Annotated in this window: 13 protein-coding genes; 7 read left to right on the top strand and 6 right to left on the bottom strand. The window is 73.5% G+C overall.

The features are described from left to right. The first annotated feature begins 59 nt into the window (after positions 1–59). The 5 genes from GTQ99_RS09665 to GTQ99_RS09645 all read left to right on the top strand — a co-directional run bounded on the left by GTQ99_RS09665 (position 60) and on the right by GTQ99_RS09645 (position 5,812). Positions 60–1,367, top strand: a complete 1,308-nt coding sequence (locus tag GTQ99_RS09665; protein ID WP_420814534.1) for an ABC transporter substrate-binding protein — start codon at positions 60–62, stop codon at positions 1,365–1,367. Next, positions 1,364–2,314 (top strand): carbohydrate ABC transporter permease, encoded by a 951-nt coding sequence (locus GTQ99_RS09660; RefSeq protein WP_338074876.1) that lies wholly within the window; start codon positions 1,364–1,366, stop codon positions 2,312–2,314. The genes GTQ99_RS09665 and GTQ99_RS09660 overlap by 4 nt, the downstream gene beginning before the upstream one ends. Then, positions 2,311–3,129 (top strand): carbohydrate ABC transporter permease, encoded by an 819-nt coding sequence (locus GTQ99_RS09655; RefSeq protein WP_338074875.1) that lies wholly within the window; start codon positions 2,311–2,313, stop codon positions 3,127–3,129. The genes GTQ99_RS09660 and GTQ99_RS09655 overlap by 4 nt, the downstream gene beginning before the upstream one ends. Before the next feature lie 61 nt (positions 3,130–3,190). Continuing rightward, positions 3,191–4,576, top strand: coding sequence for an LLM class flavin-dependent oxidoreductase (locus GTQ99_RS09650; protein ID WP_166615523.1), 1,386 nt, complete (start codon positions 3,191–3,193; stop codon positions 4,574–4,576). Between the two features lie 54 nt (positions 4,577–4,630). Next, positions 4,631–5,812, top strand: coding sequence for an acyl-CoA dehydrogenase family protein (locus GTQ99_RS09645; RefSeq protein WP_166615522.1), 1,182 nt, complete (start codon positions 4,631–4,633; stop codon positions 5,810–5,812). On the opposite strand, the gene GTQ99_RS09640 is transcribed toward GTQ99_RS09645, so the two are convergent. Both GTQ99_RS09640 and melA read right to left on the bottom strand, forming a co-directional pair. Beyond that, a complete protein-coding gene (locus GTQ99_RS09640) occupies positions 5,803–7,131 on the bottom strand; it encodes an alpha-galactosidase (protein WP_166615525.1) in 1,329 nt (442 codons plus the stop codon). The genes GTQ99_RS09645 and GTQ99_RS09640 overlap by 10 nt on opposite strands. Positions 7,132–7,151: 20 nt before the next feature. Then, on the bottom strand, positions 7,152–8,546 hold the full coding sequence (melA, locus tag GTQ99_RS09635; protein ID WP_166615521.1) for an alpha-glucosidase/alpha-galactosidase: 1,395 nt from the start codon (positions 8,544–8,546) through the stop codon (positions 7,152–7,154). 94 nt (positions 8,547–8,640) lie between these two features. Here melA and GTQ99_RS26785 point away from each other — a divergent pair, with 94 nt between their 5' ends. Beyond that, positions 8,641–9,480: a helix-turn-helix domain-containing protein gene (locus GTQ99_RS26785; protein WP_166615520.1), complete on the top strand. Its 840-nt coding sequence runs from the start codon at positions 8,641–8,643 to the stop codon at positions 9,478–9,480. Here GTQ99_RS26785 and GTQ99_RS09625 read toward each other — a convergent pair. The 3 genes from GTQ99_RS09625 to GTQ99_RS09615 are packed head-to-tail and all read right to left on the bottom strand — an operon-like array spanning position 9,461 to position 12,770. Next, the gene (locus GTQ99_RS09625; RefSeq protein ID WP_166615519.1) at positions 9,461–10,843 is read right to left on the bottom strand and encodes an ABC transporter substrate-binding protein; all 1,383 of its coding nucleotides are present in this window, start codon (positions 10,841–10,843) and stop codon (positions 9,461–9,463) included. The two genes, GTQ99_RS26785 and GTQ99_RS09625, sit on opposite strands and share 20 nt — an antisense overlap. 8 nt (positions 10,844–10,851) lie before the next feature. Then, complete coding sequence (locus GTQ99_RS09620; RefSeq protein ID WP_205707139.1) at positions 10,852–11,793, bottom strand: ABC transporter permease subunit; 942 nt, start codon at positions 11,791–11,793, stop codon at positions 10,852–10,854. 35 nt (positions 11,794–11,828) lie between these two features. Then, positions 11,829–12,770 carry a carbohydrate ABC transporter permease gene (locus GTQ99_RS09615; protein WP_166615518.1) on the bottom strand — a complete coding sequence of 314 codons (942 nt, stop codon included), beginning with the start codon at positions 12,768–12,770 and terminating at the stop codon, positions 11,829–11,831. 284 nt (positions 12,771–13,054) lie between these two features. On the opposite strand from GTQ99_RS09615, the gene GTQ99_RS09610 reads away from it, so the two are divergent. Beyond that, positions 13,055–14,215 carry an ROK family protein gene (locus tag GTQ99_RS09610; protein ID WP_166615517.1) on the top strand — a complete coding sequence of 387 codons (1,161 nt, stop codon included), beginning with the start codon at positions 13,055–13,057 and terminating at the stop codon, positions 14,213–14,215. A 45-nt stretch (positions 14,216–14,260) separates the two neighbouring features. Here GTQ99_RS09610 and GTQ99_RS09605 read toward each other — a convergent pair. Beyond that, positions 14,261–15,523: alpha/beta fold hydrolase (locus GTQ99_RS09605; RefSeq protein ID WP_205707138.1), on the bottom strand; the 1,263-nt coding region annotated here is incomplete at its 5' end.

Raw genomic sequence — 15,523 nt, 5'->3', positions numbered from 1 at the left:
CCGCCGCCGCGCCCTCCGCCGCCGCGCCCTCCCGGCTGCTCGCCTCCCGCCGCCGGGTCCTGTCCTCGGCCCTCGGCCTGGGCGCCCTCGCCGCCACCGGCCCGCTCGCCGCGTGCGGCGGTGGCGCCTCGGCCTCCGGCCTGGCGGCCGAGCCGGCCGTCGACCTGCGGGGCGCCACGATCAAGCTGATGGTCAACCAGCCGCACGTGCTGGCCTTCACCGAGCTGCTGGGCCCGCGCTTCCGGGAGGAGTTCGGCGGGGAGCTGCAGGTGACGGCCATCCCCTACGACCAGCTGACGAGCAAGCAGATCCTCGACGTGCAGGGCGGCGACGGGGAGTTCGACGTCTTCGACTACTTCTACTTCGGCCTCGGCGAGCTGGTGGCCGCCGACGCCCTCGTCGACCTCACCGACTGGATCGGCGCCAACGACGACATCGTCGCCGACGACTTCCTGCCCTCGGTCTACGACCCGTACACGCTGCTGGAGGGGCGGCGCTACGGGCTGCCCTTCGACGGCGACACGCACGTCCTCTACTACAACGCCGAGGTCTTCGAGCGGTACGGCGTCGAGCCGCCCGCGACGTGGGACGAGTACGACGCCGCCGCGGCCAAGATCACCCGGGACTCCGGCGGCAGCGTCTACGGCGCGATCGTCGAGGGCCAGCAGGTGCCGATGATCCTCGGCTGCTCCTTCATCAACCGCCTCGCCGGCTACGGCGGCACGCTCGTGGACGCCGAGGGGAAGCCGGCCTTCGCGGGCGAGGAGGGCCGGGCGGCGCTGCAGCACCTCATCGACGTGGCGCCCTCGGCGCTGCCGACGCCGCTGCAGACGGGCTTCGACCAGGCCAACTCCGCCTTCCTGTCCGGCCAGGGGGCGATGCTGGACACCTGGACCGACCTGGGTCTGAAGGCGCAGGACCCCGCGAGCTCGAAGATCGTCGACAAGTGGGGCGTGGTCACCCTGCCGGTGGGCGGGGGCAACACCACCCCGCGCACCGCGCTGGACGCCGGCTTCGGGCTGGGGGTCTCCAGCGCCTCCGCCCAGCAGGACAAGGCCGCGGCCTTCGTGAAGTGGGCGACGAACCGGGACAACAACTTCCTGCTCGCCTCGACGGCGGGCTCCGGCATCGACCCGGCGCGCACGAGCGTGCTCGCCTCCGCCGAGTACGCGGCGGCCGCCGGCGAGGCCACCGACGTCATCCGCGAGGGGCTGCAGGGCGACCCGCTGGCCTGGCCGAGCCGGGCCGGGGCGCCGAAGGCGCTGCAGGACCTCGTGGACCAGCTCGCGCTGGCCATCCAGGGCGAGGAGGAGCCGGGGGCGGCGCTGGAGAAGGCCGCCGACAGCTGGACGAGGGAGCTGGGGTGACCCAGCAGCTGGAGCGCACCGCGCTGCCGCACCAGCGCGGGGACCGCACCGGCCGGCGGGCGGTGCCGCGCCGGCACCGCCCGGGGCACGTGCCGGGCTGGCTGGCCGCGCCCAGCCTGCTCGGGCTGGCGCTGCTGCTGGTCTACCCCACGGTGTTCGTCGTCCTGCTGGCCTTCACGGAGTCGTCGCTGGCACGGCCGCTGCAGCGCTTCACCGGCACCGACAACCTCGTCGAGGCGTGGGAGTCGGTCGCGTTCGCCGGCTCGCTGGTGCGCTCGGTGCTGTTCGCGGTGCTCGCGGCGCTGCTCACCACGGCCCTGGGGGTGGTGCTGGCGCTGCTGCTGCACGCGCGCGGCACCCGGTTCGGCGTGGTGGGCACGGTCCTGCTGCTGCCGCTGGTGACACCGCCGGTCATGGTGGGCGTCGCGTGGAAGCTCATGCTGGCCCCGGTCGGCGGGGCGTTCGGCGGGTTGTTCTCGGCGCTCGGCCTCCCCGGCGCCAACCCGCTGGGCGACGGCGTCGGCGCCTTCGGCGCGCTGGTCGTCGTGCACGTGTGGCAGTGGACGCCGCTGGTGACGCTGCTGGTGTTCGCGGCGCTGCTGGGCGTCCCCGAGGAGCTGCGGGAGGCCGCGGCGCTGGACGGCGCCGGGGCGCTGCGCGCGTTCACCTCCGTGACCTGGCCGGTGATCGCGCCCAACGTGCTCTCGGTGCTGCTGCTGGAGCTCGTCGTCGGGCTGAAGGTGTTCGACCTCGTCGCCGTCGTCACCCAGGGCGGACCGGGGCTGTCCACGATCGTCAGCAGCTTCGAGATCTTCCGCACCGGGATGCGCGGCAGCTACGAGATCGGCACGGCGGCCGCGGAGACGCTGGTGTTCGGGCTGGTCGTGGGCGTGCTGACGACGGCCGTGACGCTGCTGCGCGCGCGTGCCGTGCGGGCGGAGTCGTGACCGCGGGCGCGCTGCGGCGCGGCGGTCTGCGGGTGGTCCTGGCGCTGGTGGCGTTCGTCGCGCTCGTGCCGCTGCTGTTCCTGGTCTCGCTGTCGCTGCGCAGCGTCGACGACGTCGCCAACGGCGGCTGGCTGCCGACCCGCCTCGTCTGGTCGAACTTCAGCGAGGCGTTCGCGACCGTCCCGCTGTCGACGATGCTCACCAACTCCTGGGTGGTGGCGCTCGGCGCGACGCTGCTGACCTCGGTGGTGGCGGTGCCCGCGGCGTACGTGACGGCCCGCGCGGGCGCGCGCGGGGAACGGCTGCAGACGCTGCTGCTGGCCAGCTACTGCGCACCGCCGATCGTGGCGGTGCTGCCGCTGTACTACCTGCTCAAGCAGGCCGGGCTGACGAACTCGGCGGTCGGCCTGGTGCTGGTGAACGGCCTGGCGAACGTCCCGGTGGCCGTGTGGCTGCTCGACGGGTTCGTGCGTCGCATCCCGCTGGAGGTCGAGGAGGCCGGCTGGGTGGACGGGCTGTCGACTTCGCAGGGGCTGCTGCGGATCGTGCTGCCGCTGCTGGCCCCCGGCCTGGTCGCCGCGCTGCTGATCTGCCTGTTCCTGTCCTACAACGAGTTCCTCTTCGCGGTGTCGTTCTCGCAGAGCACGAGCAGCCAGACGCTGCCCGTGGGCCTGTCGCTGTTCCAGGGGGACCGCACCGTGCAGTTCGGCCAGCAGGCCGCCGCGTCGCTGGTCGGCATCGTGCCGATGTACGTGCTGGCGGTCGTGGCTCAGAAGTGGCTGGTCGGCGGACTCTCGGCCGGAGCGGTCAAGTGACCGGGATGTCGCACGACCCGACCACGAAGAACCCGATCGACCACGAACCGGAGCCCCCTCGATGACTGATCAGCTCGCCAAGCGGGTTCACCTGAACGCCTTCGACATGACGTGCGTGGGGCACCAGTCCCCCGGCCTGTGGCGCCACCCCGACGACCAGTCGCACCGCTACGACGACATCCGGTACTGGACGGAGCTGGCGAAGCTGCTGGAGCGGGGCCGGTTCGACTCGCTGTTCATCGCCGACGTGCTCGGCGTCTACGACGTGTACCGGGACGGCCCGGAGACGGCGCTGCGCGAGTCGACGCAGGTGCCGGTCGGGGACCCGATGCTGGCGGTGTCGGCGATGGGCGCGGTGACCGAGCACCTCGGGTTCGGCGTCACGGTCTCCCTCACCTACGAGCAGCCGTACTCCTTCGCCCGCAAGATGGCCACGCTGGACCACTACACGAACGGCCGCGTCGGCTGGAACGTCGTCACCTCCTACCTGGAGTCCGCGGCGCGGAACCTGGGGCTGAGCACCCAGATCTCCCACGACGAGCGCTACGAGCTCGGCGAGGAGTTCATGGAGGTCTGCTACAAGCTGTGGGAGGGCTCCTGGGAGGACGACGCCGTCGTGCGCGACCGCGAGTCCGGCGTCTTCACCGACCCCGCGAAGGTGCACCCGGTCGAGCACCACGGGAGGTTCTTCGACGTGCCCGGCATCGGCCTCACCGCGCCGAGCCCGCAGCGCACGCCGGTGATCTTCCAGGCGGGCGCGTCCCCGCGCGGCATCGCGTTCGCCGCCAGGCACGGCGAGGCCGTCTTCAACACCGCCACCCGCCCCGAGGTCATGCGGCCGTGGGTGGACCGCCTGCGCGCGCAGACGGCCGCGGCCGGGCGCGACCCGCGCAGCGTCAAGGTGTTCACGCTGGTGACGATCATCACCGCGCCCACCGACGAGGAGGCGCGGGCCAAGCACGAGGAGTACGCGCGCCACGTCAGCTACGACGGCGCGCTGGCCCTCTACGGCGGCTGGAGCGGGCTGGACCTGTCGACGTACCCGCCGGACGAGCCGCTGAAGTACGCCGAGACCGAGGCGGTGCGCAGCGCCGTGGAGGCGTTCTCCACCGCCGACCCGGACCGGGAGTGGACCCCGCGCGACATCGCGGAGTGGGTCGGCATCGGCGGGATGGGCGCCGTGATCGTCGGCTCGCCGTCGACGGTCGCCGACGAGCTGCAGCGCTGGATGGAGGTGGGCGACGTCGACGGGTTCAACTGCGCCTACGCCGTCACCCCCGGCACGTTCGAGGACCTCGTCGAGCTCGTCGTCCCCGAGCTGCAGCGCCGCGGCGTCTACCCCGCCGACTACGAGGGCGAGACGCTGCGCGAGACGATCCACGGCAAGGGGCAGGTCCACGTGCGCGACGACCACCCCGCCGCCGCGCACCGGCGCCCCGCCCGCTGAACCGCACCCGCCGCACCCGCCGACGCACCGATCCCCACGACCAGGAGGAGCACCATGGCCCTCGACGCCCCCCAGGCCCTCGACGCGGCGCGCGACGTCGCCCAGCACCTCGCCCTCGACGCGCTCGAGCGCGACCGCACCGGCGCCGAACCGGTCGCCGAGGCGGAGCTGCTGCGCAAGGCCGGGCTGCCCAACCTGCTGCTGCCGACGTCGATCGGCGGTGGCGGCCTGCCGTGGTCGGTGGGCCTGGAGGTCGTCCGCGAGATCGCCCGCACCGACGGCTCCGTCGCCCAGCTGCTGGCCTACCACTACGTCAACGCCCACAACCTCGTCTGGGTCGCCGACGACGCCGGCCGGGCCCGCTGGGGGGTGCCCTCGGCCGAGCAGCAGTGGCTGTGGGGGGACGCGGTCAACCCCGTCGACCCGGACCTGGAGCTGGCCGCCGACCCGGCCGCGGGCGGTTACGTGCTGCGGGGCGCGAAGACGTTCTCCACGGGGGCCAGCGTCGGCGACGTCACGGTCGTGGGCGGGCTGGCCGCCGACAGCGGCGAGCACCTGCTGGTCGTGGTGCCCCGGGAGGCGCCCGGCTTCGTCAAGGGCGGCGACTGGGACAACCTGGGCCAGCGGCTGTCCGCCAGCGGCAGCGTGCGCTTCGAGGACGTGCGCATCGCCCCGCAGGACGTGCTGGGCAGCACCTCCCCCGCGGCCACGACGCCGTTCTCCTCGCTGGTGACGCCGGCGATCCAGGCCGCGTTCGGCCACTTCTACCTCGGGGTGACCCGCGGCGCGCTGGAGGCGGCGGCGGAGTACACCCGCACGACGTCGAGGCCGTGGCTGCTCTCCGGCGTCGCCTCCGCGACCGAGGACCCCTACGTGCTGGCGACCTACGGGCGCCTCGTCGCGCGGCTGCGCGCCGCGGAGGCGCTGGGCCGCAGCGTCGGCCGGTCGCTGTCGCAGGCGCACGAGCGCGGGCACGACCTCACCTGGGACGAGCGCGGCGAGGTCGCCGAGGAGATCGCCGCGCTGAAGGTGGTCTCCTCCGACCTCGCGGTGGAGGCGACGTCGGCGATCTACGAGGTGACCGGCGCGCGGGCGACGAGCAACCGGTACGGCTTCGACCGGTTCTGGCGCAACGTGCGCACCCACACGCTGCACGACCCGGTGCAGTACAAGGCCCGCGAGGTGGGCGCCCACTTCGTCACGGGCGCCCACCCGCAGTTCACGCTCTACACCTGAGCGGCGGGGAGGCGGCTGCTGCGCTGCGCGTCGGCGGGGACGTAGCGCAGCAGCACGCACCCGTGCGGGGCCAGCTCGACGGGGACGGCCGAGCTGCCCGGGGCGACGCCCCGGGTGCGCTCCTGCTGGGCGTCCACCGGCTCGGCGGCGACCGGCTCGCCGCTCCACAGCTCCCGCAGGTCCCCGTCCAGCCGGGCGGGCAGGTCCACGTCGAGCGCGTCCAGCGAGACCCGCAGCGGCGTCCCGCCGAGGTTGAAGGCGGCCACCCAGCGCACCCCCGCGGGGCCCCGCGCCGCCCACAGCACCAGCGGGCCCTCGCGGAAGACCTCGCGGTTGCCGGTGGAGGCGGACAGCACCTCCAGCACGTCGTCGTCGGTGAACAGCGCGATCGTCGCGGGGTCGGAGGAGGGCAGGTCGCCGCCGATCATGAGCGGTGAGCGCGCCAGCACCCACAGCGTCACCAGCGTGCGGCGCTCGTCGGGGGTGAGGCGGTCGTCGCGGGGCTCCCCGCGCTCGGCGCGCAGGCCGATGCGCCCCAGCGGCAGCATGTCGCCGTCGGGCCAGCCGTGCTCGCCGGCGAAGGGCGCCCAGCGCGCGAAGCGGGCGAAGTTCGCCTCCACGTCCTCCCAGCGGTCCCACAGGTCGTCGCAGATGCGCCACATCGTGGCGTGCTCGCGCAGGTGCTCCAGCCGGGTCAGGGACAGGTCCCGCCCCGGCGACAGGCTCAGCTGCACGGGCCGCCCGCACCGCGCGACCGCCCGCGCGTACGCCTCGACGTCGGCGGCCTGGTAGGGCCACAGCATGTCGTCGGCCTTGACGAAGTCCACGCCCCACTGCGCGTACAGCGCCAGGGTGGAGTCGTAGTAGGCCTGCGCCGCCGGGTGGGCGTGGTCCAGGCCCAGCATGTCGGGGTTCCACTCGCACACGTTGCGCGGGTCGGCGACGTCGGCCGCGGTCGCGCCGGTGCCCAGGACGGGGGTCGCGCGCTCGACGGCCAGCCGCGGCACCCCCCGCATGGTGTGGATGCCGAAGCGCAGCCCCAGCGCGTGCACCTGCTCGGCCAGCGGCGCGAAACCCGCGCCGCCGGCGGCGCTGGGGAAGCGGCCGGGGTCGGGCACGAGCCGGCCGTACCCGTCCAGGTGCAGCGGCGCGCCGGGGTTGTAGCCGTGCGCGCGGGCCGTCGGGTCCGACCAGTCGATGTCGACGACGACGGTGTCCCAGCCGTGCGGCAGCAGGTGCTCGGCCATGAACCGGGCGTTGGCGAGGACCTCCTCCTCGGTGACGGTGGTGCCGTAGCAGTCCCAGCTGTTCCAGCCCATCGGCGGCCGGGAGGCGGTGCTCACGGGCGCAGCGCCGCCGGCAGCAGGTCGGCGTGCGCTGCCAGCAGCTCCTCGGTCATGGCGCGGGCCTGCTCCAGGGTGAGCAGCGCGGCGGTCAGCGGGTCCAGGGCCACGGCGTGGAAGACGTGCTCGCGCTCGCCGGTGAGCGCGGCCTGCACGGCGAGGGTCTGCACGTTGACGTTGGTCCGGTTCAGCGCGGCCAGCTGCGGGGGCAGCGCACCGACGGCGGTGGGCTGGACGCCGTTGCGGTCCACCAGGCAGGGCACCTCGACGCAGGCGTCCGCGGGCAGGTTGGAGATGAGGCCGCTGGCGTGGGGACCGGTGGCGTTGGGGACGTTGCCGTAGACGACGCTGGGGGTGCCGGTGACGAGCGAGTTGACGATGCTCGCGCCGTACTCGACGCTCGGCGCGAGGTCCTCCTTGAGCCTGGCGAGCTGGGCGTCGATGTCGCCCTGGTCGTCGTGGGCCGAGCAGATCTCGTAGTAGTCCCAGCGCTCGGGGACGTACCGCTCGACCATCTGCGGGTCCTTGCGGAAGTAGGGCAGGTACTCCGAGGCGTGGTGGCTGGACTCGGTCTCGAAGTAGCCGAAGGCGTTCATGAGCGTGGTGCGGACCTGCTCGTTGCCGCCCTCGTAGGTGCTGGCGGCCTGCGCGGCCTCGCTGTGGTCGCCGTCGTCGGCGGCCAGCTGCGCGGCGGCCCGCCCCACGACGTGGCGCTCGGTCATCGTCTCGCGCAGCCGGGGGTACAGGTCCTCCCCGCCGCGGCGGAAGCGCAGCACCCACGCCTGGTGGTTGATGCCGGCGCAGAGGTAGTCGACCTCCTCGTAGGGCACGCCGAGGGTGCGCGCGAGCATCCGCGTCGTGCCCTGGACGCTGTGGCACAGGCCGACGGTCTTCAGGCCCTTGGCGTTGAGGAACGCGGTGGCCATCGCCATGGGGTTGGCGTAGTTGATGAAGACCGCGTCGGGGCACACCTCGTGGGCGTCGGCGGCGATGGCCTCGTAGGCGGGCACCGAGCGCAGGAAGCGGAAGACGCCGCCGGGGCCGACGGTGTCGCCCACGGTCTGGTCGACGCCGTACCTGCGGGGGATCTCCACGTCGTGGCGGTAGGAGGCCACTCCCCCGACCTGGAAGGTGATGATGACGACGTCGGCACCCTCCAGCGCGGCCCGGCGGTCGGTGGTCTCCTCGACCTCGGCGTCGAAGCCGTGGTGGGCGACCAGCTTGCGCGCGGCGTCGGCGACGGGCGCGAGCTTGCCGGGGTCGACGTCCATGAGGCACAGCCGCGCCGAGCGCAGCGCGGGGAAGCTGACGAGGTCGCCGATCAACCGGAAGGGGAAGACGTAACCACCGGCACCGATGATGGTGATCTTGGGACTGCGCGTCGCGGTCATCCACCGAGGCTAGGCCGCCACCGGCCGCCCGGTCCTCCGCCGCGCACCGGAGCGGTTCCAGGATCCTCAGCGACCGGCGTCTACAGTGGCAGTCGTGAGCGGTGGGCTGCAGGTCGTCGACCCGGCGTTGTGGGTGCACCGCGGCGCCGCACCGCCCATGCCGACCTTCCACCGCCACGACGACCTGGAGATCAACGTCGTCCTCTCCGGCGGCCTGGACTACCTCTTCGGCGGCACCCGGGTGCACGTGCCGGCCGGGTCGACGGCGGTGTTCTGGGCGGCGGCACCGCACCGGCTGCTGGGCAGGGACCCCCAGCAGCGCAGCGACGTCTGCTGGGTGCACGTCCCGCTGACCGCGGTGCTGCAGTGGTCGCTGCCGGAGGCCTTCACCACGCAGGTGCTCGGCCACCGCACCGTGGTCGTCCCGACCCGGGCCGTCGGCAGCCACGTGCCGGCCCTGTTCGAGGACTGGAGCCGCGACCTGGCCGCCGGCGCCGACACCGGGCCGATGCTCCTGGAGGCCAACGCCCTCGTGCTGAGGATCCTGGGACGCACCGAGGACGGCCCGGAGCGGGCGCGCACCGACCTGCGCCCCGTCGCGCGGATGGCCAGCTGGATCGCCGAGCACTTCCGCGAGCCCGTGACCACCGCCGACGTCGCCCGCTCGGCCAACCTCAACCCCAACTACGCCACGACGTTGTTCCGGCAGTCGGTGGGCGTCTCGCTGGGCGAGCAGCTGGTGCGGCACCGGGTGGCGGAGGCCCAGCGGCTGCTGCTCACCACCACCCTGACGACCGCGGCCGTCGCGCACGCCGCGGGGTTCGGCTCGCAGAGCAGCCTGTACGCCCACTTCGGGCGCGCCTGCGGGTGCTCGCCCGGGGCCTACCGCGACTCCCGGGCGAGCACCGGCGCCCTCACTCGAAGAGCGCGTTGACCCGCTCGTTCATCTGCGTCAGCGACGAGACGTCGGTGTTGAAGGACATGACGTTCTCCAGGCCGGTCGTCGTGGTGGCCTGCACCTCGGCCGCGTGCAGGATCGCGGGGTAGGGGAAGGTCGAGCCGGCGTCGATCTGGTCGGTGAAGGCCGTGATGTCGAAGCCGGTCTTGCCCAGGGAGGCCTTCGACGCCTCGACGGTGGAGGCGATGGCGGGCATGACGACCCCGGCGTCCGCGACGACCGACTGGCAGTCCTCCGAGGCCAGGTACCGCACCCACTCCCACGCCGCCCCCTTGACCTCCGAGGAGGCCGAGATGGAGTCGGCCAGCGAGTTCTGCATGGCCGCCCGCTTCCCGCTCGGGCCGATCGGCGTCGGCGCCAGGGCCAGCTCCACGCCCTCCAGCGCCCCGTAGTTCGCCGTCTGCCAGGACCCCTCGGAGACGATGGCGTAGCGGCCCGCCTGCATCTGCTGGTCCGGGGAGCCGCCCTCGGTGAAGGCCAGCGGGGGCATGTAGCCCTTGTCGATGAGACCCCGCCACCAGGAGATCGTCTGCTGGAAGCGCGGGTCGTCGTAGTTGAACCTCGTGCCCCACGCCTGCTCGTCCATGTACCACCACCCGGTCGTCATGGCCAGGTAGGACCACTCGACCTGCCCGAAGGGGGCGCCGGCGCTGCCCAGGCCGAGCCCGTAGGTCTTCACCCTGCTCTTGTCGAAGCCGGGCTCGTCGCCGCGGACGCCGTTCTCGTCGACGGTGAGGCGGGCGATGACCTGCTCGTAACTGCCGCCGTCAGTCGGGTTCCACGTGAGGCCGGCCATCTGCTCGGCGCTGACGCCGGCCTCCTCGGCCATCTCGCGGTTGTAGAAGAGCCCGATCGTGTCGAAGTCCTTGGGCAGCCCGTACCGCTTGCCGTCCGGGCCGATCCACAGGTCGGTGGTGCCGGCGACGTACTGCGACAGGTCGATGCCGGCCTCCTCGACCTGCTCGTCGATGGGCACGATGAGCCCGCGGTCGGCGAACTCGCCGTAGCGGGAGGTGTGGTCGGCGAAGACGTCCGGGGCGGAGTCGCTGATGAAGCCGGTGAAGAGCTTGCGCCAGTAGTCGTCCCAGCCGAACTGCTCGATCTTGATGTCGATGTCGGGGTGCTGCGCCTGGAAGTCCTCGGCGCACTGCTGGTAGGCCGGCAACTGGGCCGACTCCCAGAGCCAGTAGGTGACGGTGCCGCTGTCGCCGTCCGCGCCCGGCGAGACGCCGTAGCTGGCGCAGCCGGACAGCAGCACGGCGGCGCCGGCGAAGGCGGCCGCGCGGACGACGCCGGTGCGGGTGCGGGTGCGGCGGCGGGGGGTTCGGTGCGAGCGCATGCTGGTCCTCACTTGATGCCCGAGAAGCCGATGGAGTCCACGATGCGGCGGCTGAAGACCGCGAAGAGGACCAGGACCGGCAGCGCGGCCAGCAGCGTGGCCGCCATGAGACCGGCCCAGTCCGGCGAGCCCTGCGGCGTCTGGGCGCGGAAGATGCCCAGGCCGACGGTCAGGACGCGCACGTTCTCCTCGCTGCCGACGAGCAGCGGCCAGAAGTACTCCCCCCACGCCTGCACGTACTGCAGGATCGCCAGGGTGATGAGCGGACCCGACGCCATCGGCAGGATGATGCTGAAGAACCGCCGCAGCGGTCCGGCGCCGTCGAGGCGGGCCGACTCCTCCACCTCGTTCGGGATGCCGAGGAAGAACTGGCGCAGGAAGAAGATCGCGAAGGGGGTCATGAAGAAGAACGGCAGGACGATCGCCGCGTAGCTGTTGAGCAGGCCCAGGTCGCGCATCAGCAGGAAGTTCGGCAGCTGGGTGAAGATGGGCGGGACCATGAGCGCGGTGAGGAAGAGGAAGAACACCGCGTCGCGGCCGGGCCAGCGCAGCCGGGCGAACGCGTAGGCCGCCAGCGCGCCGAAGAGGACCTGGCCGGCGGTGATGCAGGTGGCGACGACGATGGAGTTCAGCAGGTAGCGGCCGATGTTCACGGCCGCCCCGGAGCCCGCCTGCGCCTGCGCCTCCTGCGTGCTCGCCAGGCCGAAGACGCGCTCGAAGGCGCCCATGGTCGGCTCGACCGGCAGCAGGTTGGACGGCTCGGTGGCCAGGAAGGCGCCGTTGGAGAACGCCGTGCGCAGCATCCAGTAGAACGGGAACAGCGTCACGGCCATGATGAGCCCGAGCGCCGTCCAGGCCAGGACGCGCCCGAGGCTGCGGCGCCCCTGCTGCGGGGGCCGGGAGCTCTCGATCCTCTGGTCGGTCTCGAGCGGTGTCGCGGTGGCGGCCACGTCGCCTCCTCCTTCGGTGGTTCGGGTGGGCGGCGTCAGGCCATGTCGGACTGGTCGGCGCGCATGAGGCGCAGCTGGAAGAACGCGACGATCGTCAGGATGAGGAAGAGCACGACGGAGACGGCCGAGGCGTAGCCGAACTGGTAGCGCTGGAAGGCGAGGTCGAAGATGTAGTACTGGATGACGTTGCTGGCCTCCGCCGGCCCGCCGCTGGTGGTGACCGCGACGGTGTCGAAGGCCTGGAACGAGCCGATGACGGTGATGACGAGCACCAGCGCCAGCACCGGCCGCAGCAGCGGCAGGGTGATGCGCCAGAACATCTGCCACTCCGAGGCGCCGTCGACGCGGCCCGCCTCGTAGACGGTGCCCGGGATCATGAGCATGCCGGCGAAGAGCAGCAGCGCCGTGTAGCCCAGGTGCCGCCAGGTGTTGACGAGCGCGATGGTCGGGATCGCCCAGTTCTGGTCGCCGAAGAAGGCGACCGGGTCGACGCCCAGCCAGCCGAGGAACTGGTTGGCGATGCCGATCTGCGCGTCGAGCATCCAGTAGAAGACGAGCGCGACGACGACGTTGGAGATGAGGTAGGGCAGCACGATGACGCTGCGCACGAGCACCGAGCGGGTGAGCCGGTGCAGCAGGACGGCCAGCAGCAGCGCGAGGACCGTCTGGGTGCCGATGTTGATGACGACGTACAGCACCGTCACCTTCATCGAGTTCCAGAAGACGGCGTCCTCCAGGACCGCGCGGTAGTTGTCCAGGCCCACCCACACCGGGGCGTTGAAGACGTCGTACTCGGTGAAGCTGAAGTAGAAGCCGCGCAGGGTCGGCCAGAAGTAGAAGACCGCGAAGCCCAGCAGCGCCGGGGCGATGAAGGCCAGGGCGGTGAGCCGCTCGCGCGGGGAGCCGTTGGCGTCCGGGCGCAGCGGCTCGCCGGTGCTGCTGGTGCGCAGCCGGGCGGCGCGGGTCGCGATCGCCATCAGGGGGCTCCGACCGTCGGCGCGGCGGGGGGTCGGGCGGCGGGGGGTTGCGGCAGCAGTACGTCGCTCACGTCATCTCCGGGCTCACGTCGTCGTGGTCGGTGGTCATCGCGTGCCCGATTTCTACGGCAATACTCAGGACGCCGTCAACACCCGGAGGCGAGCACGCCGGGCCGTAGAGGCCCTCCCGTCGCCCGCAATCTGATTTCCGCGGCGGCAATCGGCTACAGTCCGCGACGTGCGGCTCCGGCGCCGCCCGTCCGGTGACCGCAGTGGAGGAACCCGTGCCCCTTGCCGGCGACCCGCGGCCGCGGACCGCCTGGACCCCGCTGACGGGGCCCGCGCACAGCATCGCCCTGGAGGTCCTGCTCGACGGCCCGCTGCCGCGCATCGAGCTCGCCCGGCGGCTGGAGCTGTCCCCCGGCAGCCTGACCCGGCTGTCCAGGCCGCTGCTGGACACCGGGCTGCTCGTGGAGACCGACAGCGTCTGCGACCCGGTCTCCGGCCGCTGGACGCGCCCGCTGGACGTCGACGAGTCGGCGCACGCCTTCGTGGGGGTCAAGCTCACCGCCGACACCGCCCACGCGGTGCTGACCACCCTGCGCGCCCGGGTCGTGGCGGCCGTCGAGGCCCCGCTGGACGGGCGCGCCCCGGCGGCGGTGGCGGCGACGGTCGCCCGCCTGGTGCGCGAGCTCGCCGGGGACGGCCTGGAGCGGCTGCGGGCCGTGGGGGTCGGCCTCGGCGGCCTCGTCGACGACGCCGTCGTGCGCAGCGCCCTGTACCTGGGCTGGGAGGACGTGCCGTTCGGGGCGCTGCTGGAGGCGGAGCTGGGCCTGCCGGTGGTCGTCGACAACGACGTGCTGTCGCTGACGCGGGCCGAGCAGTGGTTCGGCGCCGCGGGCCGCTGCACCCACTTCGCCGTCGTCGTCGTCGGCGCGGGCACCGGCCACGGCCTCGTGGTGCACGGCGAGGTGCTCGACCGCCCCGACGCGGGCGTCGGCCTGCTGGGGCACCACCCGGTCGACCCGCACGGGCCGCTGTGCCCCGAGGGGCACGTCGGCTGCGCCGAGGCGGTCTTGACGACGGCGGCGATCGAGCTGCGCGCGGGGCTGGCGCTGCGGCGGGCGGTGACCTTCGAGCAGGTGCTGGAGCTGGCCGACCGCGACCCGCTGGCCCGGCGCGTGCTCGACGACGCCGCGCGCAGCCTGGGCACCCTCATCGCGGCGGTCGCGAACACGGCGATGCCCGAGAAGGTGGTGGTCTCCGGGGAGAACGCCCGGCTGGCCGAGGTGGCGCACGACGCCCTCTGGGAGGGCATCCGCGCCGGGCGCCACCGGCTGGCCTCGCCGCTCGTCGTGGACGTGCAGCTGACGGGCTTCGCCGAGTGGGCGCGCGGGGCCGCGGTCACGGCCATCCAGACGTTCGTGCTGGGCCGGCGCCGCTGAGCGGCGCCCCCGCACCGGGACGCGGCCGCTGCCGTCGCCGCCGGGTCAGCTCCGCCCGGCGGTGGGCACCCGCACCACGCGCGCGGGGCCGGCCGGCGTGCGGGTCGCGTTCGCCGCGGTCACCTCGAACAACCCGAAGGCCGCCGTCGCCCAGCGCCCCGCGACCGGTTCCCCGCGCAGCAGCGTCGCCGCGGCGAGCACCAGCTGCAGCCCCGTGCCCGCGTCGAGGTTCAGGTGCACGGGCACCGGGATCCGGCGCACCAGGCCGCGCTCGTAGTCGGTGAGCAGGGAGTACGCCGCCGTGCTCAGACCGACTCCCGCCAGCAGCGCCCGCGTGCGCGGTCCCCAGCCGAGCGCGCTGGGCACCAGCAGGCACGCCAGCGCGCTGGCGTGGTCGACGAGCCCGTGGGTGCGGGTGGAGATCGGCTGCTGGGGGCCCAGCGGATCGGGCTGCGCACCGTCGGCGGGCACGACCACCCCGTCCCCGGCGGCCGCGGCCTCGAGGGCTCCGGTGACGAACGCGTGGACGAGGCGGGCGGCCACGTGCGGGGCGGAGTGGTGCACGTCGTGCGCCGCCCCCTCGACGACCACCAACCGCCCGTCCGGCAGCAGCCCCGCCACCTGCTCGGCCCACCCCTGCGACAGGGTCTGGTCGAGCCCGCCGCGCACGACGAGGGTGGGGGCCTGCACCTGCGCCAGCCGCTCCTCGATCCGGTCGTCGGCGGTCCGCACCAGCTGGGCGAACACCCGCACCACCCGGGCGGAGAGGTAGTCCAGCTGGTAGATCGAGCTCACCGCGGGGCGCTCGAAGAGCATGTTGCGCAGCACCTGCGCGTACTGGCGCACCGGTGAGCGGTACGCCGGGTCGGGGGTGGGGCCCTCGAGCACCAGGCCCTCCACGCGCCCGGGGTGGCGCGCCGCGACCTCCAGGGCGACCTGGACGCCGACCGAGTTGCCGAACAGGGTGGCGCGCGGGACGTCGGCGGCGTCCATCCAGGCGAGCAGGTGCTCGGCCTGCTCGCGCGCGGTCGGGCCCGCCGGCCGCCGCGCACCGCGCTCAGGGGGCGTGCGGCCGAAACCGGGCAGGTCCGGCGCCAGCACCCGGTGGCCCAGCGCCGCCAGCCGTCGCCCCAGGGGCACGAAGTAGCGGCCGGACAGGCCCAGCCCGTGCACGAGGACCACCGGGGGCCGGGCGCTCGCGCCGATGCCGCCGTCCCAGGTGCGGGTGAACACCTCCACCCCCAGCGCGGGCACCGCCACCCTCCCGGTGCGCGCGCTGGGGGTGGAGGTGTTCACCCGCACCTGGGA

The sequence above is a fragment of the Kineococcus vitellinus genome, from assembly GCF_009906315.1.
GTDB lineage: Bacteria > Actinomycetota > Actinomycetes > Actinomycetales > Kineococcaceae > Kineococcus > Kineococcus vitellinus.
Note: the sequence above shows the minus strand (reverse complement) of the source record. Positions and strands in the feature narration are given on the sequence as shown.